This window comes from Paraburkholderia sp. GW821-FHT02A12, from assembly GCF_059422005.1.
This window is the reverse complement of sequence record NZ_JBWKWA010000001.1, coordinates 2479236-2495082: the sequence shown is the minus strand read 5'-3', so window position 1 is coordinate 2495082 and position 15847 is coordinate 2479236. Positions and strand designations below refer to the sequence as shown.

13 protein-coding genes are annotated in these 15847 nt (G+C 63.4%); 3 read left to right on the top strand and 10 right to left on the bottom strand.

What is annotated here, in order from left to right; translation table 11 throughout:
- Positions 1 to 12 precede the first annotated feature (12 nt).
- The 10 genes from AC07WT_RS11210 to AC07WT_RS11165 form a co-directional block, all read right to left on the bottom strand.
- Positions 13 to 1896 (bottom strand): PhoH family protein, encoded by a 1884-nt coding sequence (locus tag AC07WT_RS11210; RefSeq protein WP_492592470.1) that lies wholly within the window; start codon positions 1894 to 1896, stop codon positions 13 to 15.
- A 347-nt stretch (positions 1897 to 2243) separates the two neighbouring features.
- Complete coding sequence (locus AC07WT_RS11205; RefSeq protein WP_494947146.1) at positions 2244 to 2705, bottom strand: peroxiredoxin; 462 nt, start codon at positions 2703 to 2705, stop codon at positions 2244 to 2246.
- Positions 2706 to 2832: 127 nt separating this feature from the next.
- Positions 2833 to 3729: a polysaccharide deacetylase family protein gene (locus tag AC07WT_RS11200; RefSeq protein ID WP_492592468.1), complete on the bottom strand. Its 897-nt coding sequence runs from the start codon at positions 3727 to 3729 to the stop codon at positions 2833 to 2835.
- A gap of 13 nt (positions 3730 to 3742) precedes the next feature.
- Positions 3743 to 4786, bottom strand: coding sequence for a bifunctional UDP-4-keto-pentose/UDP-xylose synthase (locus AC07WT_RS11195; protein ID WP_494947145.1), 1044 nt, complete (start codon positions 4784 to 4786; stop codon positions 3743 to 3745).
- Entirely contained in the window at positions 4783 to 5718 is a 936-nt protein-coding gene (locus AC07WT_RS11190; protein ID WP_494947144.1) for a formyltransferase, read from the bottom strand. Before AC07WT_RS11190 ends, AC07WT_RS11195 begins: the two co-directional genes overlap by 4 nt.
- Complete coding sequence (locus AC07WT_RS11185; protein WP_492592465.1) at positions 5715 to 6758, bottom strand: glycosyltransferase; 1044 nt, start codon at positions 6756 to 6758, stop codon at positions 5715 to 5717. Before AC07WT_RS11185 ends, AC07WT_RS11190 begins: the two co-directional genes overlap by 4 nt.
- A gap of 6 nt (positions 6759 to 6764) precedes the next feature.
- Positions 6765 to 7916, bottom strand: coding sequence for a DegT/DnrJ/EryC1/StrS family aminotransferase (locus AC07WT_RS11180; protein WP_494947143.1), 1152 nt, complete (start codon positions 7914 to 7916; stop codon positions 6765 to 6767).
- Between the two features lie 278 nt (positions 7917 to 8194).
- Entirely contained in the window at positions 8195 to 8566 is a 372-nt protein-coding gene (locus tag AC07WT_RS11175) for an SMR family transporter (RefSeq protein ID WP_492592463.1), read from the bottom strand.
- Between the two features lie 25 nt (positions 8567 to 8591).
- On the bottom strand, positions 8592 to 10328 hold the full coding sequence (locus AC07WT_RS11170; RefSeq protein ID WP_494947142.1) for a glycosyltransferase family 39 protein: 1737 nt from the start codon (positions 10326 to 10328) through the stop codon (positions 8592 to 8594).
- A 295-nt stretch (positions 10329 to 10623) separates the two neighbouring features.
- Positions 10624 to 10998 carry an Mth938-like domain-containing protein gene (locus tag AC07WT_RS11165; RefSeq protein WP_492592461.1) on the bottom strand — a complete coding sequence of 125 codons (375 nt, stop codon included), beginning with the start codon at positions 10996 to 10998 and terminating at the stop codon, positions 10624 to 10626.
- A gap of 636 nt (positions 10999 to 11634) precedes the next feature.
- On the opposite strand from AC07WT_RS11165, the gene AC07WT_RS11160 reads away from it, so the two are divergent.
- The 3 genes from AC07WT_RS11160 to thrC all read left to right on the top strand — a co-directional run bounded on the left by AC07WT_RS11160 (position 11635) and on the right by thrC (position 15775).
- The gene (locus AC07WT_RS11160) at positions 11635 to 12882 is read left to right on the top strand and encodes a pyridoxal phosphate-dependent aminotransferase (protein WP_492592511.1); all 1248 of its coding nucleotides are present in this window, start codon (positions 11635 to 11637) and stop codon (positions 12880 to 12882) included.
- A 101-nt stretch (positions 12883 to 12983) separates the two neighbouring features.
- Entirely contained in the window at positions 12984 to 14315 is a 1332-nt protein-coding gene (locus AC07WT_RS11155) for a homoserine dehydrogenase (protein ID WP_492592460.1), read from the top strand.
- Positions 14316 to 14323: 8 nt separating this feature from the next.
- Positions 14324 to 15775 carry a threonine synthase gene (thrC, locus tag AC07WT_RS11150; protein WP_494947141.1) on the top strand — a complete coding sequence of 484 codons (1452 nt, stop codon included), beginning with the start codon at positions 14324 to 14326 and terminating at the stop codon, positions 15773 to 15775.
- The last annotated feature ends 72 nt before the right edge of the window (positions 15776 to 15847 follow it).

Sequence of the window (15847 nt, the reverse complement as noted above, 5' to 3'; positions counted from 1 at the left end):
AATCGTTGAAGCTTAAAGAATTTCAGACGCGTAATCCGCGAGGCGCGAGCGTTCGCCGCGCGCCAGCGTCACGTGCCCGCTGTGCGCCCAGCCCTTGAAACGGTCGACCACGTACGTCAGCCCCGAACTGCCTTCCGTCAGGTATGGCGTGTCGATCTGCGCGATATTGCCGAGGCAGATGATCTTCGTGCCTGGACCGGCGCGCGTGACCAGCGTCTTCATCTGCTTGGGCGTCAGGTTTTGCGCCTCGTCGATGATCAGATACTTGTCCACGAACGTGCGGCCGCGCATGAAGTTCATGCTCTTGACCTTCAGGCGCGAGCGGATCAGCTCCTGAGTCGCGGCGCGCCCCCATTCGCCGGCGGCGTCGTCGGTTTTCTGCAGCACTTCGAGGTTGTCGTCGAATGCACCCATCCACGGCTGCATTTTTTCCTCTTCCGTGCCTGGCAGAAAGCCGATGTCTTCACCGACCGGCACCGTCGCGCGCGTCACGATGATCTCGTTGTAGCGCTTGTCGTCGAGCACCTGCGCGAGACCTGCGGCCAACGCGACCAAAGTCTTGCCGGTACCGGCCTGACCCAGCAGCGTGACGAAGTCGATTTCCGGATTCATCAACAGGTTCAGCGCGAAATTCTGCTCGCGATTGCGCGCCGTGATACCCCACACGTTGTTCTTGTGGTGGCCGTAGTCGCGCAAGGTTTGCAGGAGCGCCGTCTTGCCGTTCAACTCGCGCACCAGCGCATGAAAGGTCGGCTCGCCGTTCTGCGGTTCCAGATAGACGAACTCGTTGACCAGCATCGACGCGCACAGCGGACCGGTCACGCGGTAATACGTGGTGCCCGTTTTGGTGTCCTGCCAGCTCTCCATGCCCTTCGCGTGCCTGGTCCAGAAATCCTGTGGCAGCGCGCGAATGCCTGAAAACAGCAGATCGCTGTCCTCGAGCACCTGGTCGTTGAAGTAATCCTCGGCGGGCAGGCCGAGCGCATGCGCCTTGATGCGCATATTGATGTCTTTCGACACCAGCACGACCTGGCGGTCCATCCGGTCGCGCTGCAATGCGCGCACGACGCCGAGAATCTGGTTGTCGGCCTTACCTTCCGGCAGACCTTCAACAGGCTCGATGGCGGTGAGCTTGGTCTGGAAGTACAGACGCCCGGATGCCTCGCGGCTGCCCAGACGCGCGAGCGAAATGCCGTCCGACATGTTGCCGGCATTCGCCACCAGCGCGTCCAGTGTGCGGCTCACCTGGCGCGCGTTGCGGGCGACTTCCGACATGCCTTTCTTGTGGTTGTCGAGTTCTTCCAACGTCATCATCGGCAGATAGACGTCGTGTTCCTCGAAACGGAACAGGCAGCTCGGGTCGTGCATCAGCACGTTGGTGTCGAGCACGAAGAGCTTCTGGACTTCGACCTGCTCGGCGGCTGTGCCGCGTTGCTTGCCCGTGCCGCGCGTGCTGGGTGCTACGGCCGCAGGTGCGCTGGCAGCGGGTTGCTTCGCGCTCGGCGTGCGTGCGACAGCCGGCTGCGGCTGTGCAGCGGGTGTGGCGGACTTGGCATGCCCCGCCTCGGCTTGCGGACGGGCGGCAGGCACGGGCTGCAGCAGCGCGGCGGCCTGCTTCGATTTTCGGCCGCCACGCGCCGGTGCGGCTTGCCCGGCAACGGCAGACGCAGCAGCGGATGCGGACGACGCCGGCACGGGCCGCAAAGTGGTCGCGGCATTGGCGGCATGCGCCATCGGCGTGGCGACGTTCGCGCGGCCGTAATCGGCCGACTCTGCGGTGTCCCCTTCGCTCGCCTGTTTCTTCGCGGCGGAGCGCGCCGGCGTGGCGGCTTTGGCCTTGTATTCGTCAGGCGGCAGGAGATTGCCGAGCTTGCTGGGGGGGGTAGGCAAAGGCATGGTTTCCCTCGAAATAATCGGGTCACATATCGTGCGCCGCCTGTCGCATTCTGCCGGTGCCAGTGAGTGCGCACGCAGTTTGCGCCCGGAGGCGCGCATTCGGTCTAGAGATGCCGGTTCGCCTGGTCTTCGATCGGCTCCTTAACGGAAGCGCCTGGCCGAGTGAACGAACGGCTGTGCGCAATTAAAAAAGCCGCCGCCCCGGCGTACGGGGCAAGCGGCTCGCCTACGGTTATCGAGTTGCGCCTCACGGCTTCGACGGAACCGGTAAAACGGCCGTGAAGTCTGGCGCAGCTGCGGAAAGAATGGGGTGGACAGGCACTCATTGCAACCCAATATAACGCGCCTCAAAGCGCTTGTACAGCCTCCAGAATGTCATCGACATGCCCCGGCACTTTCACGCCGCGCCACTCCTGACGCAGCACGCCTTCGCCGTCGATGAGGAACGTGGAGCGCTCGATTCCCCGTACTTCTTTGCCATACATTTTCTTCATTTTCATGACATTGAAGAGCGTGCACAGCGCCTCGTCCGGATCCGAGATCAACGGGAACGGCAGTTCGAGCTTCGCCTTGAAATTGTCATGCGAGCGCAGGCTGTCGCGCGACACGCCGAGAATTTCCGCGCCGGCTTTCTTGAACTTCGGATACAGATCGCGGAATTGCAGGCCTTCGGTCGTGCAGCCCGGCGTGTTGTCCTTCGGATAAAAATACAGCACCACCTTTTTGCTCCGCAGCTTGGACAGCGTGATCTCGCCGCCGGTAGCAGGGGCGGTGAAGTCGGGGACGGGTTGGTCGACTGCGATGGGCACGAGGTTCTCCGGTTGTTATGGCCGGCGCCGGATTGTTGCGGCAGCGTCGGCCTGGCATAGAGGCATTCGGGGAGGTCGACCGGTGCGCGGAACATGGACGCGCGGCGGTCGGGTCGGTCAGGGCCGCCTATGATGGCTGGACAATCAACTCGCCGGAGCGGCCTGGAATTTCACCCCATGTAACAGGGTACGATGGCAGCGTGCTGCGGTCTAGCGTGGCGTAGTAGTCGCCCATCGTCGCGAAGCTGTGGCCTTGCGCGCGCCAGCCGTCCAGCAGCTGTTCGAAAATCGGCGCGAGCTTTTGTCCTTCGAGTTCGGCGTGCAGCGTGAACACCTGATCGTGCGGATTGTTTTCAGTGTGCTTCAGCATCCAAGCGGCGACGTTGTTCAGATCGACGCCGTCCACGCCGAGCACTTCGTCGAGGGTCGGCAGCGTGGTGGGCATCTGCACATGCGACAGTTGCCGGCCGTCGACTACCGGCAGATACGGCGAGTGGCCGCGCCCGTCGGACGCGTAGCGCATGCCCCACGCGTCGATCTGTTCGAACGCGTGGCCGTTCATCTGCCAGCCGGCCGCGCCGTGCGTGACGGGCGGCGCGCCGAAGATCTCGATGAAGCGGTCATGGCTTTTCTGCATCTGCGCCGCGGTCCATGCGCGGTCGCGCGTGCGCACGTTGTCCTGCCAGTACACGTGATCCCACGTATGAATGCCGCATTCGAAGCCGGCTTCATGGATCGCCCGCATTTCCGCCGACGCCTTCGCGCCGATGTCCGGACCGGGCAGCAGCACCCCGTACATCAGTTGCTTGACGCCATAATGTTCGACCACCGAAGTGCGCGACACCTTCTGCAGAAAGCCCGGCCGCAATACGCGGCGCATCGCCCAACCGGTATGGTCGGGGCCGAGGCTGAAGAGGAAGGTGGCGCGCGCCTTGAAGCGGTCGAAGATACGCGCGAGATTCGGCACGCCTTCGCGGGTCCCGCGCAGCGTGTCGACGTCGATCTTCAGAACGATACGAGGCAAGGATCAGCCCTTATTACTGTTCGACGAGCGCGCGTGCTTCGGCGACGTGGCCGCGGTACGCTTCGAAAATCTTGCGCAGCGCTTCGTCGAAAGTCGACTTCGGCGCCCAGCCGAGTTCCTGCATCGTGTTGTCGATCTTCGGCACGCGGTTTTGCACGTCCTGGTAGCCCGCACCGTAGTACGCGCCCGACGACGTTTCGACCAGTTGCACCTGCTTGGCCGTCTCCGCGTATTCCGGGAATTCGGCGGCCAGCGTCAGCATCTTGTGCGCGAGCTCGCGCACCGAGAAGTTGTTGGTCGGATTGCCGATGTTGTAGATCTTGCCCGTCGCCACGCCGTTCCTGTTCTCGATGATCTTCATCAGCGCGCCGATGCCGTCGTCGATATCCGTGAACGCACGCTTTTGCGCGCCGCCGTCGACGAGGCTGATGTTCTCGCCGCGCACGATATGGCCGAGGAACTGCGTGACCACGCGCGAGCTGCCTTCCTTCGGCGTATAGATCGAGTCGAGGCCCGGGCCGATCCAGTTGAACGGACGGAACAGCGTGAAGTTCAGGCCTTCCATGCCGTAGCCCCAGATCACGCGGTCCATCAGCTGCTTCGAGCACGCGTAAATCCAGCGCGGCTTGTTGATCGGGCCGTACGACAGTTGCGATTCTTCCGGGTCGAACTGCTCGTCCGTGCACATGCCGTAGACCTCGGACGTGGACGGAAACACGAGATGCTTGCCGTACTTGACGGCCGAACGCACGATCGGCAGATTCGCTTCGAAGTCCAGCTCGAACACGCGCAGCGGCTGCTTCACGTACGTGGCGGGCGTAGCGATCGCGACCAGCGGCAGAATCACATCGCACTTCTTGATGTGATATTCGACCCACTCCTTGTTGATCGTGATGTCGCCTTCAAAGAAGTGCATCCGCTCATGATTGACGAGGTCGCCGAGACGTTCGGTCTGCATGTCCATCCCGAAGACTTCCCAATCGGTCGTTTCGAGAATGCGTTTGGACAGGTGATGGCCAATGAAGCCGTTCACACCCAGAATCAGGACTTTTTTCATGAATGACGGGGAGTTTGGATGAGCTGGGCGAATTCGGCCGGGGTGACGACGGTTTCGTGGCCGTCATGCTGGCGCCGCAATTCGTGGATGGCGATCGCGCGGCCGTCGCCGCATATCGCGAAAACGGCATTATCGCTTACGTGCAGGCCCGGGGGCAAATCCGAGCGAAGCGCGCCGGGCGTGGCCAGACGTGCGCGGGCGATGATGAAACGCTGGTCGCCGATATCGGTGAACGCGCCGGGATAGGGCGGCGCGACGGCGCGGATCAGGTTGTAGACGTGCTGCGCCGGCTGCGCCCAGTCGATGCGGCCGTCGTCGGGCTTGCGCCCGCCGTAGTAACTGCCGTGCGACAGATCGTTCGGCAGATGCGGCGCTTCGCCCGCCAGCAGGGCCGGCAGCACGCGCCACAGGGTTTGCTCGGCAGCCACCGTGACTTTGTCGAACACTTGCGCGGCGGTGTCGTCGGGCAGGATCGGCACCGGCGTTTGCGCGATGATCGCGCCCGCGTCGGGCTTGGCGGCCATTTCGTGCAGCGTCGCGCCGGTCTCGGTTTCGCCGTTGAGCACCGCCCAGTTGGTCGGCACGCGGCCGCGGTACTTCGGCAGCAGCGAGCCGTGCATGTTGTAAGCGCCCCGTGCGGCGAGCGCCAGCAGGTCGACCGGCAACATATGGCGGTAGTAGAACGAGAAAATGAAGTCCGGCCGCGCGGCGCTCACCGCGGCGCGCAGTTCGGCGCTCTTCGGATCGGCCGGCGTGACGACCGGAATGCCGTGCCCGGCCGCCACCGAGGCGACGCTGCCGAACCAGATGTTTTCGGTCGGGCTGTCTTCGTGGGTGACGACCAGCGCCACGTCGACGCCGCGTGCGAGCAGCACCTGCAGGCAGCGCACGCCGACGTTGTGATACGCGAATACGACTGCGCGCGGTTTCATGGAGTGGGTCCCTGATCGATCAGCGGTGCGGTTTGCACCGCCTGCACAACGGACTGACGCGGCGCTTCGGTGACGGTGGCGCCGTCGCGCTGTTCGAGAATCGTCTGCACCAGATAACGCGGACGCGCGCGCACCTGCTGATAGATCCGCCCGATGTATTCGCCGAGCAGGCCAAGCGCGAAGATGATCACGCCGAGCAGGAAGAAGGTGATGGCGAACAGCGTGAACACACCTTGCACTTCCGCTCCGATGATGAAGCGGCGAATCAGCAGCAGCACGAACAGCGCCGCGGAACCGAGCGACAGAATCACGCCGATGAACGACAGCCATTGCAACGGCACGACCGAGAAGCCGGTGACCAGGTCGAAATTCAGACGGATCAGGCTGTAGAGCGAGTATTTCGATTCGCCGGCAAAACGCTCTTCGTGCGCGACTTCGATTTCGACCGGATTTTGCGCGAAGGTGTACGCGAGCGCCGGAATGAAGGTGTTGATCTCGCCGCAGCGATTGATCGTGTCGATGATGTGCCGGCTGTACGCGCGCAGCATGCAGCCCTGGTCGGTCATCTTGATACGCGTGATGCGCTCGCGCAGGCGGTTCATTGCGCGCGATGCCTTGCGGCGCCACAAGCTGTCCTGGCGTTGCAGGCGAATCGTGCCGACGTAGTCGTAGCCTTCGCGCATCTTCGAGACCAGCTTGCCGATTTCTTCAGGCGGATTCTGCAAGTCGGCGTCGAGCGTGATCACGATCTCGCCGCGCGATTGCTCGAAGCCCGCCAGAATCGCCATGTGCTGGCCGTAGTTGCCGTTCAGCAGAATCACGCGGGTGGTGTCGGGCCGCGCGCGGAACTGCCCGGCGAGCAGGGCGGCGGATTTGTCGCGGCTGCCGTCGTTGATGAAGATCACTTCATAGCCGGTGCCGAGCGCGTCGAGCGCCGGATAGAGGCGCGCGAACAGCGCGGCCAGCCCGGCTTCCTCGTTGTACACCGGGATGATGATCGACACTTCCGGTGCGACGGCGCCATGTTCCGTATAACTCATTTCCGCTTATTTTCCGTATTGTTCGCAAATTTCATTGACCGCGCGGCAGACCCGCTCCACGTCGCCTTCGTTCATCAGTGTGAACAGCGGCAGTGTGACGTTGGTGGAGCCGAAGCGCTCCGCATGCGGGAACATCCCTTCCTTGAAGCCGCGCGCACGGTACAGCGAGAACAGGTGGATCGCCGGGTAGTGCACGCCCGAGCCGATGCCGCGCTCTTTCAGCGCGCCCATGAAACCGGCGCGGTCGATCGAGAGTTTCTCGAGCGGCAGCGTGATCTGGAACATGTGCCAGTTGCTGTTTTCGAAGTCGGCAAACGGCAGGCCGATACCCAGCTTCACCGCCGCGCCGCCTTCGAGGCCGGCGAAATAGGCGCGCACGAGCTTCTTGCGCTGCGCAATGAAGCGCTCCAGATGCGGCAACTGGCCGAGGCCGACGCGCGCCGCGACGTCCGTGAGGTTGTACTTGCCGCCGAGCACGTCGCAGTCCATGCCGTCGAAGCCGGTGCGGGTGATGCCTTGCAGCCGGTACTTCTGCGCGAGGATCGCTTCTTCTTCGTTGTTCAGCACCAATGCGCCGCCTTCGATCGAAGTCAGGTTCTTGTTCGCGTGGAAGCTGAACGAGACCATATCGCCGAGCTTGCCGATCCGCTCGCCCTTCCACGTCGAACCGAATGCCTGAGCGGCGTCTTCGATCACACGCAGCTTGTGGGCGCGGGCGATGGCGTAGAGACGGTCCATGTCGACCGGCAGGCCCGACAGGTAAACCGGAATAATCGCCTTGGTGCGCGGCGTGATCGCCTTCTCGAGCAGATTCAGGTCGATATTGCGGGTGACCGGATCGATGTCCACGAACACCGGCGTCGCGCCGACTTCATAGATCACGTTGCTGGTCGCGACCCACGACGCGGGCGTGGTGATGACTTCGTCGCCTTCGCCCACGCCGGCAATGCGCAGCCCGATTTCGAGCGTCGCCGTGCCCGAGTTGAACGTGCGCACCGGACGGCCGCCGCAGAATTCGGACAGCGCCGCTTCGAACTTCTGGTTCTGCGGGCCGGTGGTGATCCAGCCGGAGCGGAGCACGTCGGCGACGCCCTGGATCGTTTCTTCATCGATTTCGGGTTTGACAAACGGCAAAAACGGGACTGTTGATTGGCTCATGAATGCTTCGCTCGATTGAAAGGGGCGTAACCAGTGGGTGCGAAATGACGCGCAATTGCGAATGTGCAACCGCAAACGTGCGAACTGCGCGCAAACCCAAGGCCACGGCTAAAAAAGGGCGCAACCGCGAAGGATGCCGCGGCCATCCTTACGTTTTGCTTAGCCGGCGTCGAGGCCCGCTTACGGCATCTTTGCCGCGAGCATCCTTGCCGCGTGCGCCCGCGCGGCAATAAACGGTAATAAATCGTGCCCGGCATGCTCCGCCGGCCGCGTGGCGCCTAGCTTCGCGCCAGGATGAACACGCCGATCAGGATGATGCCGATTCCCACCAGTTTCTGCACCGATAGCACTTCGCCGAACAGATACCACGCCGCGAACGCGTTGACGATGTAACCGAGCGACAGCATCGGATAGGCAATCGACACATCCACGCGCGACAGTCCGATCACCCACACGGCGACGCTGATCACATAGCAGGCCAGTCCGCCGATGATCGGCGGCTGGGTCGCGAGCCGGGAGGCGATGGGCAGGATATTCGCACGTGTGAATTCGAAGTGTCCAACGGCATTCGTTCCGGCTTTGAGCAGCAACTGCGCGCCGGCGTTCAACGTGACACCGGCGAGAATGCAAAAGAGGGAAATCGGGTTCATCGAACGTTCAGATCCTGATCTGGGGTCATTGTTGTGGTTTGTCTACGGGCGCCATTGCAGCGGGCGTCGATGCAGCGGGCGCCGATGCTGGCTTCATCACCACCACACGGCGCGCATCGCGAGCGATGACCTGCATCGGCAGGTGCTGCGCGAGCAGCTTGTCGTAAGTGGACGGCGGGATCAGCGCGAGCGCGTAGCGATCGGCCTTCCAGCGTTCGATCCAGGCGTCGACCGACGGCACCCACTTCTGCGGTTCGACGGAAATGCCGAAGGCCAGCTCGTCCGGATGCTCGACCATGATCATCGTATGGCCGACGTAGAACGGCAGCGTGTGATCGAGCACGCCGACCGAGTAGAACGGCGTATCCGCCGGCAGTTGGGCGATCTCGGCCTTGATCGGGGGCGCGAGCGGCGCGCCGGAGCTCAGCCGCCCGAACACATCGTGGCCGGTTCCGGCGATCGTGCCGAGCAGCAGCCACGCCGCGCCGAAGGCGGCGACGGCGCCGAGGATGCCGGCCCGGCTGCGGCGGTTCAGCCACAGCGCCGCCAGCGTCAGCACGAAGCCGACGGCGAGCGCCGCCAGCACCCACGTGCGGTATTCGACATACAGTTCGGCGGGATTGCGCGCGCTGCCGAAGCGCGACAGGAACAGCGCGGCGAATGCCGCCACCACCAGAAACAGCGCGTAGCCGGCCAGGTGGCGGCGCAGCTGGTCGCGCGTGACGAGCGGCAGATACATGCCGATCAGGAGTGCGATGGCGGGGGCGATCGGCAGCGTGTAGGACAGCAGCTTCGAGTGCGACGCGCTGAAGAACAGGAAGATGAACACGATCCACACCAGCATCAGCACGACCGGTGCGAAGCCGTTCGGCTGACGCGGCAGGCGCCATGCGTGGCGAATGCTCTGCACGCTGACCGACAGCCACGGCAGGAACCCGACCAGCAGCACCGGCACGAAGTAGTAGAACGGCCCGGGGCGGTTCTGTTCAGGCGTCAGATAGCGTTTGAATTGCTGGACGATGAAGAAGAAGTTCAGGAACTCCGGATTGCGCTGTTGAACCAGCACGAACCAGGGCGTGACGATCACGAAGAACACGATCAGGCCGCCGATCAGGTGCAGGCGTTTCCAGACTGCCCAGTCGCGCGCGATCAGCGTATACAGCACCAGCACCGCGCCCGGCAGGATCACGCCGACGAGGCCCTTGGACAGCACCGCCAGCGCCATCGACGCCCAGCACAGCCACATCCACCCGCGCACGCTGGCGTTCGGCAGGTTGGGGCGCTGCGCAAGCAGCAGCGCGCACAGCGCGAGCTCCATCCAGAGCGACAGGCCCATGTCGAGCGTATTGAAGTGGCCCATCAGGTTCCAGTACGGCGAGGTCGCCAGCACGAGCGCCGCGAACACGCCAGTCGCCGCGTTGAACACGCGCGCGCCGGTGAAGCCGATCAACAGCACGCCGGCGAAGCCTGTCAGCGCGGTGTAAAGCCGCGCCTGCCATTCGCCGATGCCGAACCACGCGAACGTGAGCGCGTTCGCCCAGGTTTGCAGCGGCGGTTTCTCGAAGTACTTGTAGCCGTTGTAGCGCGGCGTGATCCAGTCGCCGGTGACGAACATCTCGCGTGCCATTTCGGCGTAGCGGCCTTCGTCGCTCGGCAGCAGATGGCGCCAGCCGAGCGGCACGAACCAGATTACGGCGAGGGTCAGCAGGAGCAGCAGGATCGCGGTGCGATTGAGCGGTAGCCGGGACGGCGTATCGTTCATGGATTTCAACCTGTTGGGCGACGCCGCATGGGACGGCGTTGCGATGTTGTTCGGAAATGACGGCTGGTGCTTCAGGGCCGGTGCTTTGGCTGATGGCCTCGTGACAGCAGGGCCCAAGGCGACGCTTGCCGCCGGGCGCCGGCGCGGCACCAATGGCGCGCAGTGTACGTTATCGGCTGTGACGCGGCCAGGGTGTGCGGCGAATTCGGCGGGTTGCCGCAGTTTCCATACGCAGCGGGAGCCCCCGTGCCGGCACGGCATCTGCGCGGCACCCCGCGGCACCCTTACGGCGCTGTTACGCTTCGATCAGCAACGCGGCCGCAACCTTGCGGCCCTCGGCCATCAGAATGTTGTAGGTGCGGCAGGCGGCCTTGAAGTCCATCGTTTCGACGCCGATGCGTTTGGCGGTGAGCGCGGCGGTCAGGCGCGGATGCGGAAAACGCAGCCGTTCGCCGCTGCCGAACACGACCACCTCGGGCGCCGACTCCACCAGCATGGCGAAGTGCTCTGCGCTCAGTTGATCGAACGAGGAGACGGGCCAGGGGATGACGGGCGCATCCGGCAGCACGAGAATGCTGCCCGAATGGCGTACCAGATTGATTTCGACATAGTCGGCGCCGTAGCCGGTGACGGTGTTCAGGGCGCCGCTGGAATCCTGATGTAATTTCAAATTCGTTTTCCGAAGTCGTCGTGAGACATCATGCGTGTTCGCGGCCTGACCAGGCGGATGCCGAACAGGGCGGTTTGACGCGAGTGGGACACGCGAGTGGGACAGAAGCGGCCGAAAAGGCTTGCCGTTGCGGTTGGCGCATTGCGGAAGTCGGCCAAAATCCGCTAAATTATAGCTTTTTAGCCGGAGAGCGGCGCCCCTCGCTTCATGGGCCGCCTCGTGGGTCGCCTCGTGGGCCGCTTCATAGGCGACCTCATGTGCCGCTTCATGTGCCGCCACAAGCCGCACGCGAGAGCCGGGCACGGTCGGCTACCCGCCTTCGTTGCGCGCGCTGTTTTGTTCGTTGTTCCGCCCGGCGGCTCGTTGTTTGGCTCGTTGTCTCGCGCGGTCTTTGCCCGGCGGTCGCCCGGCGTGTGTCCAGCGGTTGCCGCAGCGTTTGCCCGGCGGCTTTTCGTTCGGCGGCTTCACCGGTGCGATCCGCCGGTTCTGTGGCCGGATCTGCGCAAAGCCGGCTCAACCCGCGTCTGTCAGCCGTCGCCGGCCGCGCCGCGTCAGCATTCCCCATATCGGCGGATTTGCCCGGCCCGGCGTTTTTTCGCCCCCGCTTGTTCGCCCAAGCCCATCAACCAGGATGAAGTGCCCGCCGTGAAACAGATTCTCAAGTCCAACAAGTTGCTGAACGTCTGCTACGACATTCGCGGGCCCGTCCTCGAACATGCGAAGCGGCTCGAAGAAGAAGGCCATCGCATCATCAAGCTGAACATCGGCAACCTCGCGCCGTTCGGCTTCGACGCACCGGATGAAATCATTCAGGACATGATCCTGAACCTGCCGGGCTCGTCTGGCTACTCGGATTCCAAGGGTGTGTTCGCCGCGCGCAAGGCGATCATGCATTACACGCAGCAAAAGGGCGTGCACGGCGTCGAACTCGACGACATCTATATCGGCAACGGCGCCTCCGAACTGATCGTGATGGCGATGCAGGGGCTGCTCAACGACGGCGACGAAGTGCTGCTGCCCGCACCGGACTACCCGCTGTGGACCGCGGGCGTGAGCCTGTCGGGCGGCACGCCGGTGCATTACATCTGCGACGAAGCGAACAGCTGGATGCCCGATCTCGACGACATCCGCTCGAAAATCACGCCGAACACGCGTGCGCTCGTGGTCATCAACCCGAACAACCCCACCGGCGCGCTGTATTCGGACGAATTGCTGCTCGGCCTGATCGAGATCGCCCGTCAGCACGGCCTGATCATCTTCGCCGACGAGGTCTACGACAAGATCGTCTACGACGGCAAGGTGCATACGTCGATGGCCGCGTTGTCCGAGGACGTGCTCACCGTCACGTTCAACAGCCTGTCGAAGAGCTACCGTTCATGCGGCTACCGCGCCGGCTGGATGTTCATCTCGGGCCTCACCGGCGAGAACCGCCGTCACGCGAAAGACTACTTCGAAGGGCTCGGCATTCTGGCCTCCATGCGCCTGTGCCCGAACGTGCCCGGCCAGTACGCGATCCAGACCGCGCTCGGCGGCTATCAGAGCATCAACGACCTGATCGTGCCGAACGGCCGCCTGTACAAACAGCGCGAACTCGCGTATGACATGCTGACGGCCATTCCCGGCGTGACCTGCGTGAAGCCCGAAGCGGCGCTCTATATGTTTCCGCGCCTCGATCCGAAGCTGTATCCGATCCATGACGACCAGCAGTTCATCCTCGACCTGCTGCTGGAAGAACGTGTGCTGCTCGTGCAGGGCAGCGGTTTCAACTGGAAGACGCCGGATCACTTCCGCGTCGTGTTCCTGCCGAACGTGGACGATCTCGCGGATTCGATCAACCGGATCGCGCGTTTCCTCGACGGTTACCGTAAGCGTCACACAGCCTAGCGCACAATGTGGCGTACGGCGCGGCACACCCCGCGCCGTACATGGCGCGCCACACCCGACACCCGTTTCCTTTTAATCATCTACTCGAAAACACACGCTGCATGGAACCGATCAAAGTTGGACTGCTGGGCTTCGGCACGGTAGGCAGCGGCACCTTCACGGTACTGCGCCGCAATCAGGAAGAAATCAAACGCCGCGCGGGCCGCGGTATCGAGATTGCGCGCATCGCCGTGCGCAATCCCGCCAAGGCGACCGCGGCGCTCGGCAGCGTTGCCGGCACCGTGGCGCTGACCGATGACTTCAACGCGGTGGTCGACGATCCGTCGATCGATATCGTGGCGGAAATGATCGGCGGCACGGGCGTGGCGCGCGACCTCGTCCTGCGCGCGATCAGGAACCGCAAGCACGTGGTCACGGCCAACAAGGCGCTGCTCGCGGTGCACGGCACGGAGATTTTCGAAGCGGCGCGCGCCAACGGCGTGATGGTGGCGTTCGAAGCGGCGGTGGCGGGCGGCATTCCGATCATCAAGGCGCTGCGCGAAGGGCTCACGGCGAACCGCATTCAGTACATCGCCGGGATCATCAACGGCACGACCAACTACATCCTGTCGGAGATGCGCGACCGCGGTCTCGACTTCGCGACCGCGCTGAAGGCCGCCCAGGAACTGGGCTACGCCGAAGCCGATCCGACTTTCGATATCGAAGGCGTCGACGCCGCGCACAAGGCGACGATCATGAGCGCGATCGCGTTCGGCGTGCCGGTGCAGTTCGACAAGGCTTATGTCGAAGGCATCAGCAAGCTCGCCGCGATCGACATCAAATACGCCGAAGAACTCGGCTATCGCATCAAGCTGCTCGGCATCGCGCGCCGTACCGACAAGGGCATCGAACTGCGCGTGCACCCCACGCTGATTCCGGAAAAGCGCCTGCTGGCGAACGTGGAAGGCGCGATGAACGCGGTCGTCGTGCACGGCGACGCGGTCGGCACGACGCTCTACTACGGCAAGGGCGCGGGCGCGGAGCCGACGGCCTCCGCGGTGGTCGCAGATCTGGTCGACGTGACGCGTCTGCATACAGCCGATCCGGAGCATCGCGTGCCGCATCTGGCGTTCCAGCCGGACAGCCTGTCGAGCACGCCGATCCTGCCGATCGACGAGGTGACGAGCGGTTATTACCTGCGTCTGCGTGTGGCTGACGTAACCGGCGTGCTGGCCGACATCACGCGCATTCTCGCGGACACCGGCATCTCGATCGACGCGCTGTTGCAGAAGGAATCGGAGCAGGTCGACGCGAACGGCAAGGGCGAGACCGACATCATCCTGATCACGCACGAGACGGTCGAAAAGAACGTCAACGCCGCGATCAGAACGATCGAAGCGCTGAAGACCGTTGTCTCGCAAGTTACGAAGCTGCGCATGGAAGCGCTCAACTAGGCCGACATATGAACTACCTCTCCACGCGCGGCGCCGGAGCCGGCGAGCGCCATACGTTTTCCGACATCCTGCTGGGCGGTCTCGCGAAAGACGGCGGCCTGTACCTGCCCGCCGAATATCCGCGCGTTTCCGCTGACGAACTGACGCGCTGGCGCACGCTGCCGTACGCCGATCTCGCCTTCGAGATCCTGGCGAAATTCAGCGACGACATTCCCGCCGAAGATCTGCGCGCGCTGACGCGCAAGACCTACACGGCCGAGACCTACTGCAACGTCCGCGACGACGAAAGCGCCGCACAGATCACGCCGCTGAAGACGCTGGGTGTCGAGAACGGCGCGCCGCTGTCGCTGCTCGAACTGTCGAACGGTCCGACGCTCGCGTTCAAGGACATGGCGATGCAGCTGATCGGCAACCTGTTCGAGTACGCGCTGGCGAGGCACGGCGAGACGCTGAACATTCTCGGCGCGACCTCGGGCGACACCGGCAGCGCGGCCGAATACGCGATGCGCGGCAAGCAGGGCATTCGCGTGTTCATGCTGTCGCCGCACAAGAAGATGAGCGCGTTCCAGACCGCGCAGATGTACAGCTTGCAGGACCCGAACATTTTCAACCTCGCGGTTGAGGGCGTGTTCGATGACTGCCAGGACATCGTCAAGGCTGTGTCGAACGATCACGCGTTCAAGGCGAAGTACAAGATCGGCACGGTCAACTCGATCAACTGGGCGCGCGTCGTGGCGCAGGTCGTGTACTACTTCAAGGGCTATTTTGCCGCGACGAAGTCAAACGACGAGCGCGTGTCGTTCACGGTGCCGTCGGGCAACTTCGGCAATGTTTGCGCGGGTCACATTGCGCGGATGATGGGCTTGCCGATCGAGAAGCTGGTAGTGGCGACGAACGAAAACGACGTGCTGGACGAGTTTTTCCGCACGGGCATTTACCGTGTGCGCAAGGCGGCTGAGACGTATCACACGAGCAGCCCGAGCATGGACATTTCGAAGGCATCGAACTTCGAGCGTTTCGTGTTCGACCTGCTCGGGCGCGATCCGGCGCGGGTGCTGCAACTGTTCCGCGACGTCGAAGAGAAGGGTGGTTTCGATCTGGCGGCGAGCGGCGATTTTGCGCGCGTGAAGGAATTCGGTTTCGTGTCGGGCCGCAGCAGCCACGAAGACCGGGTGGAAGCGATCCGCGACGTATTCGAGCGCTACGACACGATGATCGACACGCACACGGCCGACGGTTTGAAGGTCGCGCGTGAACATTTGCAGCCGGGCATTCCGATGGTCGTGCTGGAGACGGCGCAGCCGATCAAGTTTGGCGAAACGATCCGCGAAGCGCTGCTGCGCGAACCGGAGCGTCCGGCCGCGTTTTCGGGTTTGGAGTCGTTGCCGCAACGTTTCGAGGTGCTGCCGGCGGACGTGCAGCGCGTGAAGGACTTCGTGATGGCGAACACCGGCGATTAAGCGGGCGATTAAACGGGCGATTAAACGGGCAACTAAGCGGGCAACTAAGCGGGCAACTAAGCGGGCGATTAA

Coding starts and splice junctions, on each gene's coding strand:
- AC07WT_RS11210 (WP_492592470.1), bottom strand. CDS start 1,896: ATGCCTTTGCCTACCCCCCCCAGCAAGCTCGGCAATCTCCTGCCGCCT.
- AC07WT_RS11195 (WP_494947145.1), bottom strand. CDS start 4,786: ATGAAAAAAGTCCTGATTCTGGGTGTGAACGGCTTCATTGGCCATCAC.
- AC07WT_RS11190 (WP_494947144.1), bottom strand. CDS start 5,718: ATGAAACCGCGCGCAGTCGTATTCGCGTATCACAACGTCGGCGTGCGC.
- AC07WT_RS11185 (WP_492592465.1), bottom strand. CDS start 6,758: ATGAGTTATACGGAACATGGCGCCGTCGCACCGGAAGTGTCGATCATC.
- AC07WT_RS11180 (WP_494947143.1), bottom strand. CDS start 7,916: ATGAGCCAATCAACAGTCCCGTTTTTGCCGTTTGTCAAACCCGAAATC.
- AC07WT_RS11175 (WP_492592463.1), bottom strand. CDS start 8,566: ATGAACCCGATTTCCCTCTTTTGCATTCTCGCCGGTGTCACGTTGAAC.
- AC07WT_RS11170 (WP_494947142.1), bottom strand. CDS start 10,328: ATGAACGATACGCCGTCCCGGCTACCGCTCAATCGCACCGCGATCCTG.
- AC07WT_RS11155 (WP_492592460.1), top strand. CDS start 12,984: ATGGAACCGATCAAAGTTGGACTGCTGGGCTTCGGCACGGTAGGCAGC.
- thrC (WP_494947141.1), top strand. CDS start 14,324: ATGAACTACCTCTCCACGCGCGGCGCCGGAGCCGGCGAGCGCCATACG.